Source organism: Microbacterium sp. CIAB417 (assembly GCF_022788845.1).
Genome location: NZ_JAHZUT010000004.1, coordinates 387,829 through 405,496, shown reverse-complemented (window position 1 = coordinate 405,496; position 17,668 = coordinate 387,829). Strand labels below are relative to the sequence as shown.

General features: G+C 69.8%; 17 protein-coding genes. 4 read left to right on the top strand and 13 right to left on the bottom strand.

Going from position 1 to position 17,668, the window contains the following annotated elements:
• Nucleotides 1–41: 41 nt before the first annotated feature.
• Nucleotides 42–260, bottom strand: coding sequence for an SCO4848 family membrane protein (locus tag KYX17_RS19385; protein ID WP_243228682.1), 219 nt, complete (start codon nucleotides 258–260; stop codon nucleotides 42–44).
• 101 nt (nucleotides 261–361) lie between these two features.
• On the opposite strand from KYX17_RS19385, the gene KYX17_RS19380 reads away from it, so the two are divergent.
• The 3 genes from KYX17_RS19380 to KYX17_RS19370 are packed head-to-tail and all read left to right on the top strand — an operon-like array spanning nucleotide 362 to nucleotide 3,033.
• Nucleotides 362–961: an RNA polymerase sigma factor gene (locus KYX17_RS19380; protein WP_243228680.1), complete on the top strand. Its 600-nt coding sequence runs from the start codon at nucleotides 362–364 to the stop codon at nucleotides 959–961.
• Nucleotides 958–1,398 carry a hypothetical protein gene (locus tag KYX17_RS19375; RefSeq protein ID WP_243228678.1) on the top strand — a complete coding sequence of 147 codons (441 nt, stop codon included), beginning with the start codon at nucleotides 958–960 and terminating at the stop codon, nucleotides 1,396–1,398. The genes KYX17_RS19380 and KYX17_RS19375 overlap by 4 nt, the downstream gene beginning before the upstream one ends.
• Before the next feature lie 51 nt (nucleotides 1,399–1,449).
• On the top strand, nucleotides 1,450–3,033 hold the full coding sequence (locus KYX17_RS19370; RefSeq protein ID WP_243228677.1) for a S8/S53 family peptidase: 1,584 nt from the start codon (nucleotides 1,450–1,452) through the stop codon (nucleotides 3,031–3,033).
• A 5-nt stretch (nucleotides 3,034–3,038) separates the two neighbouring features.
• Here the strand turns inward: KYX17_RS19370 and KYX17_RS19365 are convergent, their stop codons facing one another.
• From KYX17_RS19365 to phnD, 5 genes are read right to left on the bottom strand one after another with little or no spacing between them, the layout of a single operon-like run.
• Nucleotides 3,039–3,677 (bottom strand): TetR/AcrR family transcriptional regulator, encoded by a 639-nt coding sequence (locus tag KYX17_RS19365; protein ID WP_243228675.1) that lies wholly within the window; start codon nucleotides 3,675–3,677, stop codon nucleotides 3,039–3,041.
• Entirely contained in the window at nucleotides 3,674–4,432 is a 759-nt protein-coding gene (locus KYX17_RS19360) for a tyrosine-protein phosphatase (protein ID WP_243228673.1), read from the bottom strand. Before KYX17_RS19360 ends, KYX17_RS19365 begins: the two co-directional genes overlap by 4 nt.
• Complete coding sequence (gene phnE, locus KYX17_RS19355) at nucleotides 4,429–5,271, bottom strand: phosphonate ABC transporter, permease protein PhnE (RefSeq protein WP_243228672.1); 843 nt, start codon at nucleotides 5,269–5,271, stop codon at nucleotides 4,429–4,431. The genes KYX17_RS19360 and phnE overlap by 4 nt, the downstream gene beginning before the upstream one ends.
• Nucleotides 5,252–6,112, bottom strand: a complete 861-nt coding sequence (locus KYX17_RS19350; protein WP_243228670.1) for a phosphonate ABC transporter ATP-binding protein — start codon at nucleotides 6,110–6,112, stop codon at nucleotides 5,252–5,254. The genes phnE and KYX17_RS19350 overlap by 20 nt, the downstream gene beginning before the upstream one ends.
• Nucleotides 6,109–7,011, bottom strand: coding sequence for a phosphate/phosphite/phosphonate ABC transporter substrate-binding protein (gene phnD, locus KYX17_RS19345; RefSeq protein WP_243228668.1), 903 nt, complete (start codon nucleotides 7,009–7,011; stop codon nucleotides 6,109–6,111). The genes KYX17_RS19350 and phnD overlap by 4 nt, the downstream gene beginning before the upstream one ends.
• A 181-nt stretch (nucleotides 7,012–7,192) precedes the next feature.
• Here phnD and KYX17_RS19340 point away from each other — a divergent pair, with 181 nt between their 5' ends.
• Entirely contained in the window at nucleotides 7,193–9,622 is a 2,430-nt protein-coding gene (locus KYX17_RS19340; protein ID WP_243228666.1) for a CHAT domain-containing protein, read from the top strand.
• A gap of 224 nt (nucleotides 9,623–9,846) precedes the next feature.
• Here the strand turns inward: KYX17_RS19340 and KYX17_RS19335 are convergent, their stop codons facing one another.
• The 7 genes from KYX17_RS19335 to KYX17_RS19305 form a co-directional block, all read right to left on the bottom strand.
• A complete protein-coding gene (locus KYX17_RS19335) occupies nucleotides 9,847–11,061 on the bottom strand; it encodes an MFS transporter (protein WP_243228664.1) in 1,215 nt (404 codons plus the stop codon).
• Between the two features lie 4 nt (nucleotides 11,062–11,065).
• Entirely contained in the window at nucleotides 11,066–12,766 is a 1,701-nt protein-coding gene (locus KYX17_RS19330) for a DUF4091 domain-containing protein (protein ID WP_243228662.1), read from the bottom strand.
• Between the two features lie 37 nt (nucleotides 12,767–12,803).
• Entirely contained in the window at nucleotides 12,804–13,688 is an 885-nt protein-coding gene (locus tag KYX17_RS19325; RefSeq protein ID WP_243228660.1) for a carbohydrate ABC transporter permease, read from the bottom strand.
• Entirely contained in the window at nucleotides 13,678–14,571 is an 894-nt protein-coding gene (locus KYX17_RS19320) for a carbohydrate ABC transporter permease (protein WP_243228658.1), read from the bottom strand. Before KYX17_RS19320 ends, KYX17_RS19325 begins: the two co-directional genes overlap by 11 nt.
• A gap of 58 nt (nucleotides 14,572–14,629) precedes the next feature.
• Entirely contained in the window at nucleotides 14,630–15,889 is a 1,260-nt protein-coding gene (locus KYX17_RS19315; protein WP_243228656.1) for a sugar ABC transporter substrate-binding protein, read from the bottom strand.
• Nucleotides 15,890–16,049: 160 nt separating this feature from the next.
• A complete protein-coding gene (locus tag KYX17_RS19310) occupies nucleotides 16,050–16,826 on the bottom strand; it encodes a DeoR/GlpR family DNA-binding transcription regulator (protein ID WP_243228654.1) in 777 nt (258 codons plus the stop codon).
• Nucleotides 16,823–17,668: a class II fructose-bisphosphate aldolase gene (locus KYX17_RS19305; RefSeq protein ID WP_243228652.1), complete on the bottom strand. Its 846-nt coding sequence runs from the start codon at nucleotides 17,666–17,668 to the stop codon at nucleotides 16,823–16,825. Before KYX17_RS19305 ends, KYX17_RS19310 begins: the two co-directional genes overlap by 4 nt.

Here is a 17,668-nt window from a genome sequence, read left to right as displayed (position 1 = left end):
GAACGGCGATGCGCGCAGAAGCCAAGCTCCGGATGCCGGGGCTACAGTGCCCCGACGAGAGCCGCTATGCCCGCGACTGCCGAGACCGCGGCCAGCACGAGGGCGATCGCGATGAGCACCACGTGCACCTTCAGGAAGGCCGTGGCCCTGCCCTCGGCATCCCTCGCGCGCGGGTCCTGAGCAACTCGGACGTAGAACCGCGGCCACACGATGACGTTGAACGCGGCATTGAGGAAGAGGAGGATCGCGAGCGGAATCACCCCTCCACGGTATCCCGCCCCAGAAGAGCCCCGTTTGCACGGAGTCCATGTATCAGATGGCTCTTGCCCTCCTCCTGGTAGTTGTGAGCACAATGAGCACCATGACCGACGCCTCCCCCGAAGGCGCCGTCGGCGACGGGACCGCGCGGTGGGAACGCGCGGCCGCGCTCTTCGCTGACTGGCGTGCCGGCGATGCACGCGCCATGGACGACCTGGTGCGCCTCATGACCCCCGTACTCTGGCACGTCGTGCGCGCCTACGGCCTCGAGCGCACCCTCGCCGAGGATGTCGTGCAGTCCACCTGGCTCGCGCTCGTGCGCAGTCAGGAGTCGGTCGCCGATCCGAAGGCGATCTCCGGCTGGTTGACGGTCACCGCCCGCCGCGAGGCGTGGCGGGTCGCCAAGCAGCATCGCGCCGCGACCGCGACCTCGGACGAGGTGCTCGAACCGCTGCTCCCGCACCAGGCCTCCACGGAATCCCAGGTGGCGGATGCCGATGAGGCCGCGCGGCTCTGGGCGGCGCTCGAGACGCTCACCGAACGATGTCAGCGTCTGCTGCGCGTCGTCGCGTTCGACGACCGGCCCGACTACGCTTCGATCGCCGCAGATCTGGAGATGCCGATCGGGAGCATCGGCCCGACCCGTCAGCGGTGCCTCGCGAAGCTGCGCACCGCGCTGGTGGACGCCGGAGGTGCACGATGAGCGATGACGAGCTGTTCGCCCGCCTGCGCGCGGCTGCCGAAGCGCTCGATCCGGTCCCCGAGGACCTCGCGGACCGGATGGTCGCCGTCGTCGCGGTGGCGGACCTGTCCCGCGAGTACGCGCTGCTCACGCTCATGGAGGGCATCGAGTCGCCGGTGCGAGGAGACGCCGAGACCACCACCCTGCAGTTCAGCGACGGCTCGGCCACGGTGCTGCTGCACATCAGCGGGGCCGAGGGCGGCGCCCGCCGCGTGGACGGATGGATAGACGCCGAGGCGTCCGAGGTGCGCCTCACCCAGGGTGAGCGCACCTGGACGACCGAACCGGCCGAACACGGCCGATTCGCGTTCGAGGACGTGCCGGCGGGGCTGTGCCGCGTGCAGGTCGTCACCCAGGGCGACGTCAAGGATCTGCTCACGCCTCAGTTCGAGGTGTGAGCGTCACGGGGGGAATGAGCGCGGCGGCCCGCCCGCCGGGAGGGGACATCCATGGAGCAGCCGAGGAACTGGAACTGGCAGGACAGAGCCGAGGGATCGATCCCCCGCGGCAGAGCGCTGGATCCGAGCGTCGACCCCGTCGACGGCATCCGGGCGTTCCCGACGGCCTATCTGCCGACGCGGATGCTGATCGCGGAGAAGCCCGATGAGGACAACGGCGCCTACGATCGCGACCTGAAGATCCTGACGGATGCCGCCCGGTCCTTCGGCTGGCGCCTCACCCTCGAGCCGACGGATCTCGTGCGCTCTGGCCTGCGCTCCGACAGCCTTCCGGGCATCGCCGGGCTGCGCCGCGCCCACCTCACGACACCCGACGAGCCGGGCGAGGGCGAATCGCCGGTCGCTCCGGATGCGTGGCGCGTGCTGCAGCGGGCCCGCAAGGTCTCCCGCGGACCGCTGCCGCGCGCGAGTCTCGAGCATGTCCTGTCGATCGACCCGGTGGGCCTGAACCCCTTCACTCGGACGAACCCGTTCACCCGCACCAATCCGTTCACCCGGACGAACCCGATTCGGGGCGCGGGGGGCGTGGGCAGCGACGACTACCTGGAGCCGGGACGTGGCGGACGCCAGCCGATCGCGTGGATCGGTCCCGAGCCGGTCCGCGGACCCGACCCGAAGAAGGGGCGCCGCGCGGTCATCGCGGTCCTCGACACCGGCTGCGGAATCCACGACTGGCTCCCCGATTCGATCGTCACGCGTGGTCTGACGCTCGACGGCGTGCCGATCGGGCTGACCGGAGACGACGACCCGGAGCGCTTCCCGGATCTGTACGGGCAGCTCGACGGGGACATCGACGCCGTCGCCGGGCACGGGACGTTCATCGCCGGCATCCTCCGTCAGACGGCGCCGGACGCCGACATCGTCTCGATCCGCGTGGCGGGTTCCCTCGGCGTGGTCGACGAGAGCACGTTCCTGGAATCCCTCGCCGCCGTGGTCGAACTGCATCGCCGGTGGGTCGCTGGCGAGCCGGACGGCCACCCGATCGACGTCCTCAACCTCTCGCTCGGCTACTACCACGAGACGCCGACCGACGGCCTGTTCTCCCTGACGCTGTACGACCTGCTGCGAGCGGCCCGCGAAGCGGGGATGGTCGTCGTCTGCTCCGCAGGCAACGATGCGGTCGATCGCCCCTCGTTCCCGGCGTCGCTGTGGGCATGGCCCGGTTCCGACAACGGTCTGCCCAAGCCCGACAAGGGCGTGCCCCAGGTGTCGGTCGGAGCGCTGAACCCCTCGCTGCGCTCGCTCGCGCTGTTCTCGAACGTCGGCCCCTGGGTGCGCGCGTACGCCCCCGGCGCCGCGGTCGTGTCCACGACACCGGCGTTCACCGGCGGCGCTCAGGCGATGACCCGTTCCGACTTCGACGGCTTCGACCGCCAGACGGTCGACCCCGACGACTACCGGGGCGGCTTCGCGGCCTGGAGCGGCACGTCGTTCGCCGCCCCGTACGTCGCGGGGCGCATCGCCGCGGCCCTCGCGCCCGCCCTGGCACGCTCCACGTCGGTGCCGGCGGCGGGTGTCACGGCGGCGGTGGATGCCGTGCTCGCCACGCTCCCGCCGGACACCCCGTTGCACTGACGGATCTACGCCTGCATGCCGCGCCAGACGACGTCGAACGCGGCGTGCAGGCGCGCCCGGGCCTCCGGGGAGTCCATGCCGTCGCCGCGCACCACGATCTGGTAGTACGCGGCACCCGCGATGGCGTCGAAGCACGCCTCGACGTCCAGATCCGGTCGCAGGATGCCGCGTTCGATGCCGGCGCGGAACGCGTTCTCCATCGGCACGCGCCGCCGCGCGACGTGGGAGTGCCAGTAGGCCTTCTGCAGCGCCCGATCGGCCATGACGAGCCGGATGCGCTGCCGGAAGCGGATCTCGGAGTACCCGGCCGCCGTCACGGACGCCGGCTCCCCGAGCATCGCCGCGAACACCGCCTCCCGCAGATCTCCGTCCGTGCGCACCGGCGGCGGGACCGTGCGCCCCACGTCCAGAGCGGCCGCGATGAGCGCGGTCAGCGACGGCCACCGGCGGTACAGCGCGGCGCGGCTCACCCCGCTGCGCTGCACCACCCGCGAGACGGTGACGTCCTCCTCGGCGTCGATCAGCGCGAGCGTGGCCTCGATGATCTGGCCGTCGATGTCCTCGTCGCGCGGGCGCCCGGGACCGCGGCGCACCGCGGTCCCGGTCTGCGTCGCCGTGGCGTCCTGTACGAGCGGACTCGTCATGCGGCCAGGGCCTTCTCGCGCAGTCGCGCGATCGTGTCCTCGCCGAGCCCGGCGGCCCGCAGCGAGGCGAGCGGGTCGCCGTGTTCGGACCGCAGCGTCTCCAGGACGATCCGCATCGAGACCTCCATCGAGCCCTCGAGCAGGCCGGAGGTGTCCGGCTGGTCGAAGTCGAACCCGAGCGCCTTCCACATCGCCCCCATGACGGGGCGGTTGCGCTCCATGATCGCCGCCATGTTCTCGCCGGTGCGAGCGTAGTCGGCGATGATGTCCTCGTCCGAGGCCCCGAGCGTCAGCAGCAGCAGCGCTGCGAGGACGCCCGTGCGGTCCCGACCGGCCGCGCAGTGGAACGCCGTCGCGCCGAGCGTGTGGGCGATGACGTTCAGCGCGGTGACGAGTTGTGGCGCCGCGCCCTCGATCATGCCGAGATACATGCGTCCCATGCCCTCATGGCTGAAGTCCGCGGCCGACCTCGGGGTGGCGCCGCCGATGTCCGCGATCAGCGGCAGGTGATGGTACGAGACGGGGTAGCCGGCCAGCGGCCCGCGGCCGGTCGTCGCGACCTCGAGCGGCGAGCGCAGGTCGATGATCGCGGTCAGCCCTCCTGCCACGAGGCCTTCGGCGACCTCCGCAGTGACGTAGGCGAGATCGTCCGTGCGGATCGCCATGCCCTCGCGCAGCACTCCCCCCTCGATGGGGATCCCGCCCAGATCGCGCAGGTTCACCGGGGCGCTGAGAGTGAGCTCGATCGTGGTCATGTGATTCTCCTTCGGATGAGGGCGCTGCCCTGGTCGATCAGCGTGACGAGCACGATGATGCAGATGATGATGGCGCTGAGGTGTCCGTAGTCGTACATCCGCATCGCCGTGGTGAGCTCGAGACCGATCCCCCCGGCGCCCACGAGGCCGAGGATCGTCGCGCCGCGCACGTTGCCCTCGAACAGCAGCAGCGTGTACGACACGAGCAGGGGCGCCGCCTGCGGCATGACGCCGTACTGGATGACCTGGCGTTTGGAGGCGCCGACCGCCTGCATGGCGACGATGGGGCCGTTGTCGACGGACTCCATCGCCTCGGCGAAGATCTTCCCGATCGATCCCAGCGAACCGAGCGTCATGGCGAGGATGCCGGCGAACGGCCCGAGCCCGACGGCCGAGACGAACATCAGCGCGAACACGAGATCGGGAACGGAGCGGATGATGTTCATCACCCACCGGGAGGGGTAGTACAGCCATTTCGGGGCGAGGTTGGATGCCGCACCGAACGCGACGATCAGCGACAGAACCGCGCCGAGCACGGTGGCGATGATCGCCATCTGCAGCGTCTCGAGCAGCAGCGCGAGGATGACCCCGATCTTCGAGAAGTCCGGCGGGAACAGCCGGGAGAGGAACTCCCCCATGTTCACCGCGCCCTCGCCGAGCTTCACGAAGTCGAAGTCGACGCCTCCCGCCGACCACAGCAGGACGATGATCGCCACCGGGATGCCGATGAGAAAGCGGGTCCGGGGGATCGAGAAGGCCCGTTCGAGGCGCGAGCGCTCGGCGGCGGACAGTTCGGGCGCCTCGCGCCGGGTGCGCGGTTCAGGCGTCGTCGTCGTCATCGTCGTCCTCCTCGTCGTAGAGCACGGCCAGCTTCTCGGCATCCAGGTCCGCCGTGCGGGCGGAGACGAGCATCTCGCCGTGACGGAGTCCGACGATGCGATCGCTGTGAGCGAGGGCGAGCGGCAGCACGTGCAGGCTCACGAGCACCGGGATGCCGTCCTCGGCGGCGATGCCCCGCAGGAGCGCCAGAACCGAATCCGACAGCTTCGGGTCAAGTGAGGCGACCGGCTCGTCGGCGAGGATCACACGCGGCTGCTGCATGAGCGCCCTGGCGATCGCGACGCGCTGCTGTTGTCCGCCGGACAGCGAACGCGCCGGTTCCTTCGCCTTGTGCGCGATGCCGACACGGTCGAGGAGCTCCATGGCGCGGCGGCGGTGCGCGCTGGAGAAGCCGCCGATCAGGTTCAGCGGGCCGGCCTCGTGCAGCGCCCCGGTGAGCACGTTGGTGAGCACGCTGAGCCGCGGGATCAGGTTGAACTGCTGGAACACCTGCCCGACCTCGCTGCGCACCGTGCGCAGCTCGCCGCGACCGAGGTTGGTGATGTCGTGTCCCGCGACCCGGACCGAGCCCGCCGAGACCGGAGCGAAGCCGGTGAGACTCTTCATGAGCGTCGACTTGCCGGACCCGGAGGCGCCGAGCAGGGCGACCGTCTCGCCGGGGAACAGATCGAGGTCCACCCCGTCGAGCACGGGCTTCGCGCCCTGCTCGTAAGAGACGCGCAGTCCGCGCACGGTCACGAGGGGAAGCGCCTGGCGCAGCTCGGCGGTCGTCACCGGGACGGTCCCGGCCTGGGGGACGGATGCCGCGGCATCCGTCCCCGCCTTCGTCACGGTGCTCATTCCTTGAGGTCCTCGAGCTCGACACCGGCCACCGACGCGATCTCGGCGAAGGAGGCGAAGACCTCGGGCTCGGGGGCGATCTCCACCTCGAGGCCGATGAAGGAGCTGTAGGCCGACAGCGCCTCGGCGTTCTCCTCGGAGAACACAGCCGGGATCGCCTCCTCCAGGAGGGTGCGCGTCTCGTCGTCCAGCGACTGGCGAACCAGCACCGTGCCCATGACGTCCATGGAGGGGCTCTCGCCGATGCCGCGCCACTCGCCCTCCGCGAAGGGGAACATCGGCGCGCCCAGCTCCGTGAGCATGATGGCGGTGCACGCGGCATCCACCTGCCCCTGCTCGAGAGCGGCGAAGCTGCCCTCGTGTCCGCCGGCGAAGATCGCCTCGTAGTCCTCGCCCTGCTCGAGACCCGCCTCGTGCAGCATGTAGACCGGCATGAAGTATCCCGAGCTGGACGCCTGGTCGGCGAACGCGACGGTCTTGCCCTCGAGGTCCTCGAGGGTCTGGACGGGCGAGTCCTCGAGCACGACGCACGTCGACACCGGGTCGTCCGAGCCCTTCCATGCGAGGAGGGCGTCCACCTCGCCGGTGTTGACGGCGAGCGCCGAGGGGAAGCCGCTCATGATGCCGATGTCGACGTGGTCGCTGCGGATGGCCTCGACGACGCTCAGGTAGTCGGGGACGTCGGTGACCTCGACCTCGCGGCCGGTCTCCTCCTCGAGCAGATCGACGAGGGCCTCGATGGGGTTGACGGCGGTCGGATCGTCCGACACCGGCAGAGTCGCGATCGTGATCGGAGCGTCGGCGGACGAGGCGGCGTCCGCTTCCGGGGGCTGGCAGCCGGTGAGGGCGAGAGCAGCGATGCCGAGCATGCCCACCGCGGGGAGGGTGTAGCGGCGCATGGGTGACCTTTCGGTTCGGAGAGGAATTGCGAGAACACCTGTATTCGAACTCGCCCGGGTGTCCGGCAATTACGAGACCGGCGTACTTGAAACGGAACGTCGGGTGAACGATCGGTGACGCCGCTCCCGGCGTCATCTGCTCGCGGGCGGGGCGGGAACACGGCATCCTGGTCGGATGGGGATGACGGCGCGGGAACTGTGGGAGCGCGGACGCGCCGCCGCCGACTCCCAGCGGTTCGCGCAGGCCCGCCGTCTGCTCGAACGGGCCGCGGCTCATCCCGAGACGGATGCCGACCTGCGAGCGCGCATCGCCGGAAGCCTGTCCTACGTGCTCGCCCAGACCGGTGATCCTGCCGCGGGCGAGGCGATGGTCCGTGAGGCGCTGGCGGGCGAGGGCCTCAGCACCGAGACCACGGCCGTGCTCGCCGGCCAGCTCGGGGTGATCTGCACCAGGGCGGGACGACTGGACGAGGCCGAGGAGCTGCTGACTCGGGCGGTGGACGGACTGGACGGGATCGCCCTCGCGAACTGCCTCATGAACCGGTCTGTGGTCCACATGCAGCGGCGTGCACTCGCGGCGTGCCGGGCGGATCTGGAGCGCGCCACCGGGATCTACGAATCCGCCGGAGAGAGCGCGGCCGCCGCCGAGTCGCGCCACAACCTCGGCTATGCGGCGCTGCTCGCTGGCGATCTGCTGACGGCACTCGAGCTGATGGCGCGCTCACGCCCCGTGATCGCGGCCGAGTCCGACGTCAGCGCGGCGATGAGCGATCTGGACCGCGCCGAGGTGCTACGGGACGCCGGTCTCGTGGACGAGGCGGAGCATCTGCTGGAATCCGTCGCCGAGGTCTTCGGCGCCGCGGGGATGCGTCAGGCGCGCGCCGAGGCCGAGTTCCACCTGGCGCGCTCGCTGCTGCAGCACGATCCCGCCCGAGCCGCCGACGTCGCCCGGGTCGCCGAGCGCCGGTTCCGGGCGCTGGGGAGCGACAGCTGGGCCGCCCGCAGCGCCGCCGTCCGCCTGGACGCGCTGGTCGCGGCCGGGTCGCCGCCGCCGGCCGTGCAGTTCACCGACGTCGCCGCCGCGCTGGACGCGGGCGGGTTTCCCACCGAGGCCATCGCCACGCGTCTGACCGCGGCGCTCGCGGACGGAAAGCGCGGCGCGAGCTCCGACCCGCTTCCGCGGGTGCCCCGGAACGCGCCGACGCCGCTGAAGCTGCGTGCCGCCGAGGCCCGCGCCGCCCGGGCCACCGGAGCCCGGTCGCGGCGCATCGTCGCCGACGGGCTGGACCTGCTGTCCGACTGGCAGCGCTCCTTCGGCGCCCTCGATCTGCAGGCGTCCGTCGCCATGCACGGCACTCGGCTCATCTTCCAGGGGCTGCAGTCCGCGGCGCGGAGCGGGGATCCCGGCATCCTGTTCGACTGGTCCGAACGCGCCAGGCACCTCAGCCAGCAGGTCGTCCCGGTCCGCCCCCCGCGCGATCCCGCACTCGCCGACGACCTCGCCGAGCTGCGGATGCTGCGCGCCGAGCTGAGCGGAAGCGAATGGACCACGCATCCGCAGGTCCGCGCGCTCCGCGACCGCGTGCGCGATCGGCAGTGGACGGCCACCGGAGCCGGAGACACCCGGCGTCGGGTGTCGATCCAGGAGGTGCGCACCGCGCTCGATCCGGGCCCGGCCGTGCTGTCGTACGTCTTCACCGGCACGGAACTGCTGTGCGTCGTGGTTACGGCGGGGGACGCGCGGCTGGTCCGGCTGCGATGGGCCGACGTGGAGGCTGCGGTCCGCGGCCTGCGCGCCGATCTCGACGTCGCCGCCGCTGTGCGCTCGGGCCCGATGGCCGGGGTGGTCGGCGCGGCACTGGAGGAGCGGATGCGGGTGCTGGGCGACGCGCTGCTCGCTCCGGTGCTCGCGGCGGCGGGCGGCGCCGCGCGTCTCGTCCTCACCGTTCCGGGCGCCCTCGGCGGGATCCCGTGGGGGATGCTGCCCGTGATGGCGGGGAGGCCGTTCGTCCTCGCGAGCTCGGTGTCGCGGTGGCTCGACGAGCGCACCGGAGGCCGGAACGTGACCGGCGCGACGCGGACCGCCGGGTTCGCCGCCGGCCCGCGCGTTCCGCGTGCGATCGAGGAGACGCGCACGGCGGCATCCGCCTGGCCGGACGCCGTCGTGCTCAGCGGAGAGGACGCCCGCGTGGACGCGGTGACGGCTCTCGCCGACCGGGTCGATGTGCTGCACATCGCCGCGCACGGTCGGCACACGGTCGACAATCCGCTGTTCGCCGGTTTCGAGCTGCACGACGGGACGCTGTTCGGCTACGACGTGGACCTCATCCCGCAGGTCCCGACCACGGTGGTGCTCTCGGCGTGCGAGCTCGGCCGGTCCTCTGTCCGGTGGGGCGAGGAGGCGCTCGGGATGACGCGGGTCTGGTTGCACGCCGGCACCCGAACGGTGATCGCCGCGCCGACCGTGGTCGCCGACGACGTTGCGGGAGAGCTGCTGGCTGCCGTGCATGCCGGGCTCAGCGCCGGGGAGGATCCCGCCGTGGCGCTGGCCGAAGCGTCCGCGGCGACCGGACTGCGCACGCCTTTCCAGGTGCACGGCTCGGCCCTCTGATCTGCGCGACGGACTGGTCGCGAAGAATTTCTCGATTCGATGTATCAGATCGTCGGGACCGCGCTCCTGATGTTCAGACGATGTCACGCGAAGCGTCGGAAGGGCAGACGCGAGGGAGGCGCGGGAGATCTTCGATTCTGGGGAGGCGCATGGGGAGCGCCGGAGATCGACATCGGCTGCTCATGGGGGTGTCGCGGTATGCAGCCGCGGCACCCTCACTGGGTTCAGGGCGCTTGTCCGACTCGCCGCGCACCGAGCGCAGCGGTGGCACGGACGCCGAGGTGGAGTACGAGGGTGGCCAGGAGCACGGCGCCCGCCACGAGCAGCAGCTCATCGACGCCGAGTCCCGCAGTCAAGGATGCTCCTCCGAGGCCGGCCCCGAGCGCGGAGCCCAGCGAGATGGCGCTGCCGTTGAGGGCCATGACGACGGCGACGGACTCGGGCGCGAGCGCGCCGAGACGCGCCTGCTGAGGCACGGCGAATCCGCCGTTGCCCACGGCGCACACGAAGAACCACGCGATCGCGGCGACGGCGCCCATCAGACCAGGAAGCAGCAGCCCCGCCCATCCGAGGACCGAGGCGGCGAGCAGTGCGAGGATGACGACGCTCAGCACGTTCTCCGGACGGAAGCGGTCCGAGAGCCGGCCTGTGAGCACGTTCCCCATCAGGCTGGCCAGTCCGTATCCGAACATGACCGCCACGAGCGCGAGGCCTCCGCCGACTCGTGGCCCGACGATGAGCGCCGCGTAGGTGAAGCACGCGTAACTGGCGCACATGACGCCCGTGCTGACGAGGAGGCCCCCGAGCAGCCGGGGCCTGCCGAGTGGACGAAGGGCGTCGCGCAGGCCGCTGCCGGTCCCTCTCAGCAGGGGCAGCTTGATCCGTATGCCGACGAGCGCGACGAGGCCGACGGCGGCGATCAGGAACAGGGGAGCACGCCAGTCCGTCTGGCCGATCACCAATCCGACGGGCACTCCCAACGCGGTCGCTGTGAGCCAGCCGCCCAGCACGAACGAGAGAGCGCGGCCTCGCCGGTGCACCGGCGTGCGGGCGATGACGTAGGCGCTGACCGCGGCGTTGAGCAGGCTCGCGCCCAGCGCGGAGATGACACGACCGGCCATGGCCCAGCCATAGGCAGGAGCCACGGCGACCAGGAGGTTCCCGGCGATGAACACGGCGAGCGAGAGGACGATGACGCGGCGCCGCTCCCAGCCGCCGGTGAGCGCGCCGAGCACGGGACCGGCGACGGCCGTGGTCAGCGCGAACACCGCCATCAGCTGGCCCGCCGCAGCGACGTCGACGCTCAGATCCGCCGCGATCGCCGGCAGCAGCCCCGCGAGCACATAACCGTCGATGCCCATGGAGAACGTGGCGACCGCCAGCCAGAGCAGGACGGGGACGCCGATCCCCTGGTCGTTCTCCTTCGGGTCGTCAGCCACGGCTTTAGGCACGTGCGGTCGCGTCCGCCGGAGCGGCGGCATCGATCAGCTCCGCCGCCCTTGCGAGCATCCGCCGGTAGTGGTCGGCGTCGTAGCTGTACGCGGTCAGGGTGAGCGTGCCGTCCTGATCGGCGAGCTCCTTCGCCGCGGCAGGCCCGTGCAGGTCGCGGACGGCCTGCAGCGCGCGATGATCGAGAAAGGCCTCGGCGACGACACGGTGCCGGATCGACTCCCACGGCACTCCCCCCGGTCCGGGGTAGACGAGGAACGCATCTCCGCCGGGGAAGCTAGCGTCCGCGCACGTGTCCCGGAAGGGGTCGATGCGCCGTCTCGAGAGACTGCTGTTGTAGAAGTTGAAACCCCAGTGCAGGAACCCGGCAGCTCCCGAGCAGAACAGCTGCGCGCCGAGCACGCGGCTGCGTGACGACGGCAACGAGATGAACCGGTTGGCGACCAGACGGTTCTGGGCGACGCAGTAGTACAGCCACATCGGCGCGGCGCCCGCGGCGAGGAAGGGGCCCGCGTGGTCGTTGGCGACCACGGGAATCGGTATGAGACCGGATGCGTACAGCGAATAGTCGCTGATCGCATCGATCACCTGCCGGCCGTCGAGGAGGTCGGCGACGACGGCACGCGCCGCCGAGTAGGTCTCGACCTGCTGTTCGGTCGGCTCGTCGGAGATGTGGAAGAACACGCGATCCGGATCCCACTCCGCGTCCAGGACCTCGAGCAGCGCCGGCAGCAACTGCTCGAGGAGGGCGCGGTAACGGGGGTCGTCGGCCGCGACGTGCCACCCGAACCGGTGCTCCAGCCGGTCACCCGTCGTCACGTAGATCGCGGGCGTCGTCTTCGCCCCCCATTGTGAGAAGAGGTGGGCGATCTCGAGGTAGCGGATGCCGTTGCTGCGGCAGAGTGCGATCCACCGGCGCAGCAGACGGAAGTCGAACGCGTACCGTCCGTCGCCGGCATCGCTGATCCCCACGAGCTGCGTCGGTGTGCGCACACCACCGACCTCGGTGTCCAGGGGTGGAGTCCACACCGGTGTCAGAACGGCGTTGATGCCCGCTCGGGCCGCGGAGCCCAGGAAGCGATCGATGGCGGCCCAGTGCTGTTCGTCGAACACCTCGTATCCGTAGTGGTCGGCCAGGCCGTCGCAGTGGAACCACTCGGCATGCGGGATGTCCAGGTCCGGGAGGCCTGCCTCCGGAACGTGCAGGGCGAGGCTCGACGGGTCCGCGACAGCCTCCCCCGTGACCTCGGACAGCACCCGGACACCGATCTCGTGCCGGCCGCTCTCAGCCCCGGCCTCGATGCGCAGGTCGATCCAGGCGGCCCGCCACTGACCGGGGACCGGGGCGATCGTCGCTTCCGCGACGGGACGAAGGAGGTCGGGATAGAGGCCGGGGGCGGTGCGCAGGTAGTGGTCGTCCGCGTCCTCGAACGCCGGCAGCTCGACCGGGACGAGCTCCACGCTGCTGACGGCTGCGCGCACACCCTCGGGCAGCTGCAGCTCCAGCCGCACGCCTCCCAGTCGCACGGCATCCGCGAGGTACGGCGGAAGCACGGCGACCTGGAACGACGCGACCTCGCCGCGGAAGCCCACGAGCGGTATCGAGCGATCCAGCTCGCGCGGAGGCGCGTCGGGGAACACCTTCTCGAGCGAGTCGCACAGGACGACGGACCATGCGGGGCGTTCGGATGTCATCGGCTCTCCTGGAGTCTTGTCGATCGGTCGCAGGCGCTCAGCCCTTGACGCTGCTGGATGTGACGCCCTCGACGAACTGGCGTTGAAGGATGAGGAAGAGGACGAGCGGGACGATGAACGACAGGGTCGCGCCCGCCATGACGAGCCCGTAGTCGGTCGCGAACCGGCCCTGCAGCTTCGCGACCGCGAGCGTCACCGTCTGCAGCTGGTCGTTGGTGATCGAGACGAGCGGCCAGAGGAAGTCGTTCCAGGTCGTGAGGAACGTGAAGACCGTGAGGGCGACGATGACCGGCCGCACGACCGGCAGGACGACCTCGAGGAAGATCCGGAACTCGCTCGCGCCGTCGATGCGCGCCGCCTCGATCATCTCGTCCGGGATCGACGTCATGAACTGGCGGATGAGGAACACTCCGAAGGCGTTGATCACCGGGAGGAAGAGCGACACCCAGGTGTTCAGGAGGCCGATCTCGCGCATCATCGTGAAGAGCGGGATCAGGGTGACCTGTGCGGGGACCATCATGGTGGCCACATACAGCCAGAACAGTGCTTCCGACCCCGGAAACGGCTTCTTGGCGAACGCATAGGCCGCGAGCGAGCACACGATCGCGTTCACCACGCAGGCGAGGATCACGACGCCCAGACTCGTCAGCAGGGCGGCACCGAAGCCGTTCTCGGTGAACAGGCGCACGTAGCTGGTGAGGTCGATCCTGTCGGGATCGATCGCGATCGTGATCGTGGTCGTGCGCTGGATCGACGTCACGGCCATGAACAGGAACGGGACGATGGCCAGCAGTGCGAAGGCCGACAGGACGATCGCACCGCCCGCATCGCCGAGGCGCTCCCAGGGCCCCTTCCGCGCGGTTCGGCGCGGTCCGGACGGTCGAGGGCGGGATGTCGTGACCGTGTAGGTGTCAGCGACCATTGCTCTTCACCACCTTGCGCTGGATGATGGCGATCGCGAGGATCAGCACGAACAGGATGATCGCCATGGCGCTGGCGTACCCCATCTGGAAGTTCTTGAACCCCGCTTGGAAGATCATCATGACGATCGTCGTCGTGGCGCCTCCCGGCCCGCCGCCCGTCATGACGTAGACGAGATCGAACACCTGGAACGACCAGATCGTTCCCAGGATGATCACGAGCAGCGTGACAGGACGCAGAGCGGGAATCGTGACGTGCCAGAGCTGCTGTCGACGAGAGGCGCCGTCCAGCGCGGAGGCCTCATACAGATCGGTCGGGACCTCCATGATTCCCGCGTAGTAGATCACCAGGAAGTAGCCGATGTTCTTCCACACGGTGACCAGCGCGACCACGAGCATCGCCAGGGTCGGGTCTCCGAGGAAGTTCGCCCGGTCGAAGCCGAGGACGTCGATCACGTTGTTGACGACGCCGTCGTTCGTGCCGAGGATGGTCCGCCAGACGACGGCGACGACGACCATCGACGACATCACGGGGATGAACAGGGCCGAGCGGACCACGGATCCGAACCTGTTGCGGAACCGCTTCGCGATCAGATCGGCCAGGACGAGCGCGATGATCGTCTGCAGCGGCACGGCGATGACCGTGTAGACCAGGGTGTTGACCAGCGAACGCAGGAACGCGTCATCGTCCAACAGCTTGAGGTAGTTGTCTGCGCCGATCCAGCTGGGGCTGCCGAGCACGGAGTACTTGGTGAAGCTGAAGTACAGCGACATCACGATCGGGATGATCACCACGAGCAGCAGGATCGCGAAGCTCGGGATGATGAAGGGGACTCCGCCGAAGGACTTCAGCGGAGATCGGCGCTTCGGGCGCACGTCTGTCATCGGTCTTCTCTCGTCTGTGGTGCGGGTCCGCCGCCGCGCGACGGACCCGCGTCCCGGATCACTGAGCTTCGGCCAGGGCCGCGTCTCCGGCGTCCGCAGCATCCTGCAGAGCCTGCTCAGGGGTCTTCTGCCCGAGCAGCATCTGCTGGAGGTTCTGGTACAGGGAGTTGTAGACCGCGGCCCCGCCGGCAGCGATCGGCAGCGAGTGAAGGACGTCGGCCTTGTCCTGGTACGCCTGGGCGAACGCCGAGCTCTCATCGGGTTCCTCATCCGTGGCGATCGGCGGATAGGCGACGATCTCGTCGTGGAAGACCGCCATCTGGTCGCCGTCGAGGATGTACTCCACGAGATCCGTGCACAACTGCTTGTCGGGGCACGCCTCGAGCATCACGAGAGCGTCGCTCGCGACGAACGTGCCCTCCTGCTCACCCTTCAGCGACGGGACGAACTCGGCGTTGATGTCGGTGCCCTCGAGTTCGGGGAGCGTTCCGTCGCTGCCGTACATGAACGCGGTCTCACCGCCGAGGAACGCGGCCTTGACCTCGTCGGTGCTGAGCCCCAACACCGTGTCCGGCATGTAGCCCTCGTCGAGCAGGGTCATGAGGTACTCGGCCGCCTCGAGCCCTTCGGGACTGTTGAACGCCGTCTTCGAGCCGTCCTCCGTGAGGATGTCGCCGCCTGCCTGCCACAGCAGCGGGAAGAAGGTGGAGTTCATCATGCCGCGGTCCGGCGCGCCCCACTCCTGGAGCAGCGGCGTGATCCCGGCGTCCACGAGCTTCTGGGAGTCTGCGAGGAAGTCGTCCCAGGTCTCCGGGAGCTCGGTGATCCCCGCCTGCGCCAGGAGGTCCATGTTCGCCCACAGGACGCGCATGCCGCCGACGACGAAGGGCATCGCGTACTGCTGCCCGTCGACCTGCCCCTGCGGCAGGTACAGCATCCGGTCCTGGACGTCGTCGGAGAGGTAGTCGTCGAAGGGCACCAGCGCACCGTTGGTGACGTAATCACCCATCATCTCGGTGTACATGTAGCCGACCGCAGGTCCCTCGCCGCTGGAGACCCCGGTGAGGTACTTCTCCTCGTAGCTCGCCCAGGGGATCAGCGTGACGTTGAGCTCCACGCCGTGCTCCTCCTCGAACGGCGCGAGGATCTTCTCCCACGTGGCCTTCTCGTCATTGCTGCTGGCCGAGGCGAACGCGGTCGGAAGCCAGACCTCGAGCGAGTCGGCGTCCCCTCCCGCTCCGCTGCCGCATCCGGTCAGAGACAGGATCAATCCCGCCGTGACTGCGGCTGCACCGAGGGCAGTGTGCTGTGACTTCATCGTTTTCGCGCCAATCTCTCCGTCGAGTCGTCCTGCGGAATCTCTTGCACGGCCGGCGTCAGCGTCGGCGTGTTCTGACTATATACGAGTTTCTTGCATCATTTCGAGCAATATCAATCATTTTTTGCGGGCACACGTCGTCGTGCCCGAGGAGCGCTCCTCAGCGGGCGATCAGCACCTCGTAGCCGGCGGTCTCGAGGGCCGCACGGGTGTCGTCATCCAGTCCGGAATCCGTGATGACGGTCCGGAAGAGCTCGGCATCCCCGATGGCGGCGAAGGCCGAGTGACCGATCTTGCTCGAATCGGCGACGATGACCGCTCGGCGCGACCGCAGCGCCATGAGGCGGTTCACGGCGGCCTCGCGTTCGTCGTGGGTGCTGGCGCCGACCTCGGCATCCAATCCGTTGATCCCGATGAACGCGATGTCGAGTTGGATGCCGCTCAGCAGCTGCTCCACGAAGGGTCCGACGAGCTCGTAGCTGCGCGAGTGGATGACACCGCCGGTCACGACCACCTTGATGTCCGGACGCGTCGCCAGCTGTGCCGCGATGTTCACGGCGTTGGTCACGATCGTGAGCCCGTGCAGCGCGACGTCCTCGCTCGCCGCCAGGGCAGCGGCGATCGCCGTCGTGGTCGTTCCTCCGGACAGCCCGACGACGGAACCCGGTGCCACCAGCTCTCGGGCCGCCTGGGCGATCATCGCCTTCTCGTGGGTGCGCTGGTGGCTCTTGTATCGGATCGGGAGCTCGTACGCCACCGACTGCGCCACCGCACCCCCGTGAGTGCGGATGAGCAGACGCTGCTCCGCCAGGCTGTCGAGATCCCGCCGAGTGGTCGCCGGCGATGCGTCCAGCTGCTCGACGAGCTGGTCGACAGACACCTCCCCCTCCGCCGCCAGCAGATCGAGGATGGCGCTCAGCCGCGCCGCGCGCTTCATCTCGCGTCCTCGAGGGCGAACAGACGCAGCATCCTGGCAGCCTCGGCCGCGACGGCGTCGCGTCCCGGTGCGATGTATCTGCGGGAATCGACGAGATGCTCGTCCGCGGCGAGACGCTCGCGGACCGCGCGGGTGAAGAAGCCGTTCAGGTGAGTCGAGACGTTGATCTTCGTCATTCCGGCGCGCACGGCATCCACGATAACGGCATCGGGAACGCCGGACGATCCGTGCAGCACCAGGGGGACGTCGAGGGCGTGATGCAGCCGTCGGATGAGGTCGAGGTCCAGCACGGCGCGGCGATCGGTCATCGCATGGGAGCTCCCCACCGCGACGGCCAGGGCGTCGACTCCGGTGGCCGCGACGAACGCCCGCGCCTGCGCCGGGTCCGTGCGGACTCCGGGCGCGTGCGCCCCGTCCTTTCCGCCGACCTCGCCCAGTTCTCCCTCGACGTGCACCCCGGCGGAGCGGGCGCGGGCGGCGACCTGAGCAGTGAGCGCCACGTTCTCGTCATAGGGCAGCGCTCCTCCGTCGAACATGACCGAGCCGAAGCCGAGGTCGATCGCCTCGTCGACCAGTTCCGGCCTCTCGGCGTGGTCGAGGTGGACCGCGACCGGCGTCTCCGCACGCCGCGCGATCGCGAGCGTCGCCAGGGCGATCGGTTCCAGCCCGCCGTGATACGCCGCGCAGTTCTGCGAGATCTGCAGGATGACGCCGATTCCGGCGCGAGCGGATGCCGCGACGAGCGCCTCGGCGGTCTCGAGGTGGATCACGTTGAACGCCCCGACCCCGCGACGGGCTGCGGCGGCGTCGGAGACGAGTTCACGGGCGGGGACGAGGGGCAT

Bases quoted from the DNA above. Each gene is read 5' to 3' on its own strand.
- KYX17_RS19380 (WP_243228680.1), top strand. From the start codon at position 362: ATGACCGACGCCTCCCCCGAAGGCGCCGTCGGCGACGGGACCGCGCGG.
- KYX17_RS19375 (WP_243228678.1), top strand. From the start codon at position 958: ATGAGCGATGACGAGCTGTTCGCCCGCCTGCGCGCGGCTGCCGAAGCG.
- KYX17_RS19370 (WP_243228677.1), top strand. From the start codon at position 1,450: ATGGAGCAGCCGAGGAACTGGAACTGGCAGGACAGAGCCGAGGGATCG.
- KYX17_RS19365 (WP_243228675.1), bottom strand. From the start codon at position 3,677: ATGACGAGTCCGCTCGTACAGGACGCCACGGCGACGCAGACCGGGACC.
- KYX17_RS19360 (WP_243228673.1), bottom strand. From the start codon at position 4,432: ATGACCACGATCGAGCTCACTCTCAGCGCCCCGGTGAACCTGCGCGAT.
- phnE (WP_243228672.1), bottom strand. From the start codon at position 5,271: ATGACGACGACGACGCCTGAACCGCGCACCCGGCGCGAGGCGCCCGAA.
- KYX17_RS19350 (WP_243228670.1), bottom strand. From the start codon at position 6,112: ATGAGCACCGTGACGAAGGCGGGGACGGATGCCGCGGCATCCGTCCCC.
- phnD (WP_243228668.1), bottom strand. From the start codon at position 7,011: ATGCGCCGCTACACCCTCCCCGCGGTGGGCATGCTCGGCATCGCTGCT.
- KYX17_RS19340 (WP_243228666.1), top strand. From the start codon at position 7,193: ATGACGGCGCGGGAACTGTGGGAGCGCGGACGCGCCGCCGCCGACTCC.
- KYX17_RS19330 (WP_243228662.1), bottom strand. From the start codon at position 12,766: ATGACATCCGAACGCCCCGCATGGTCCGTCGTCCTGTGCGACTCGCTC.
- KYX17_RS19325 (WP_243228660.1), bottom strand. From the start codon at position 13,688: ATGGTCGCTGACACCTACACGGTCACGACATCCCGCCCTCGACCGTCC.
- KYX17_RS19320 (WP_243228658.1), bottom strand. From the start codon at position 14,571: ATGACAGACGTGCGCCCGAAGCGCCGATCTCCGCTGAAGTCCTTCGGC.
- KYX17_RS19315 (WP_243228656.1), bottom strand. From the start codon at position 15,889: ATGAAGTCACAGCACACTGCCCTCGGTGCAGCCGCAGTCACGGCGGGA.
- KYX17_RS19310 (WP_243228654.1), bottom strand. From the start codon at position 16,826: ATGAAGCGCGCGGCGCGGCTGAGCGCCATCCTCGATCTGCTGGCGGCG.
- KYX17_RS19305 (WP_243228652.1), bottom strand. From the start codon at position 17,668: ATGCCCCTCGTCCCCGCCCGTGAACTCGTCTCCGACGCCGCCGCAGCC.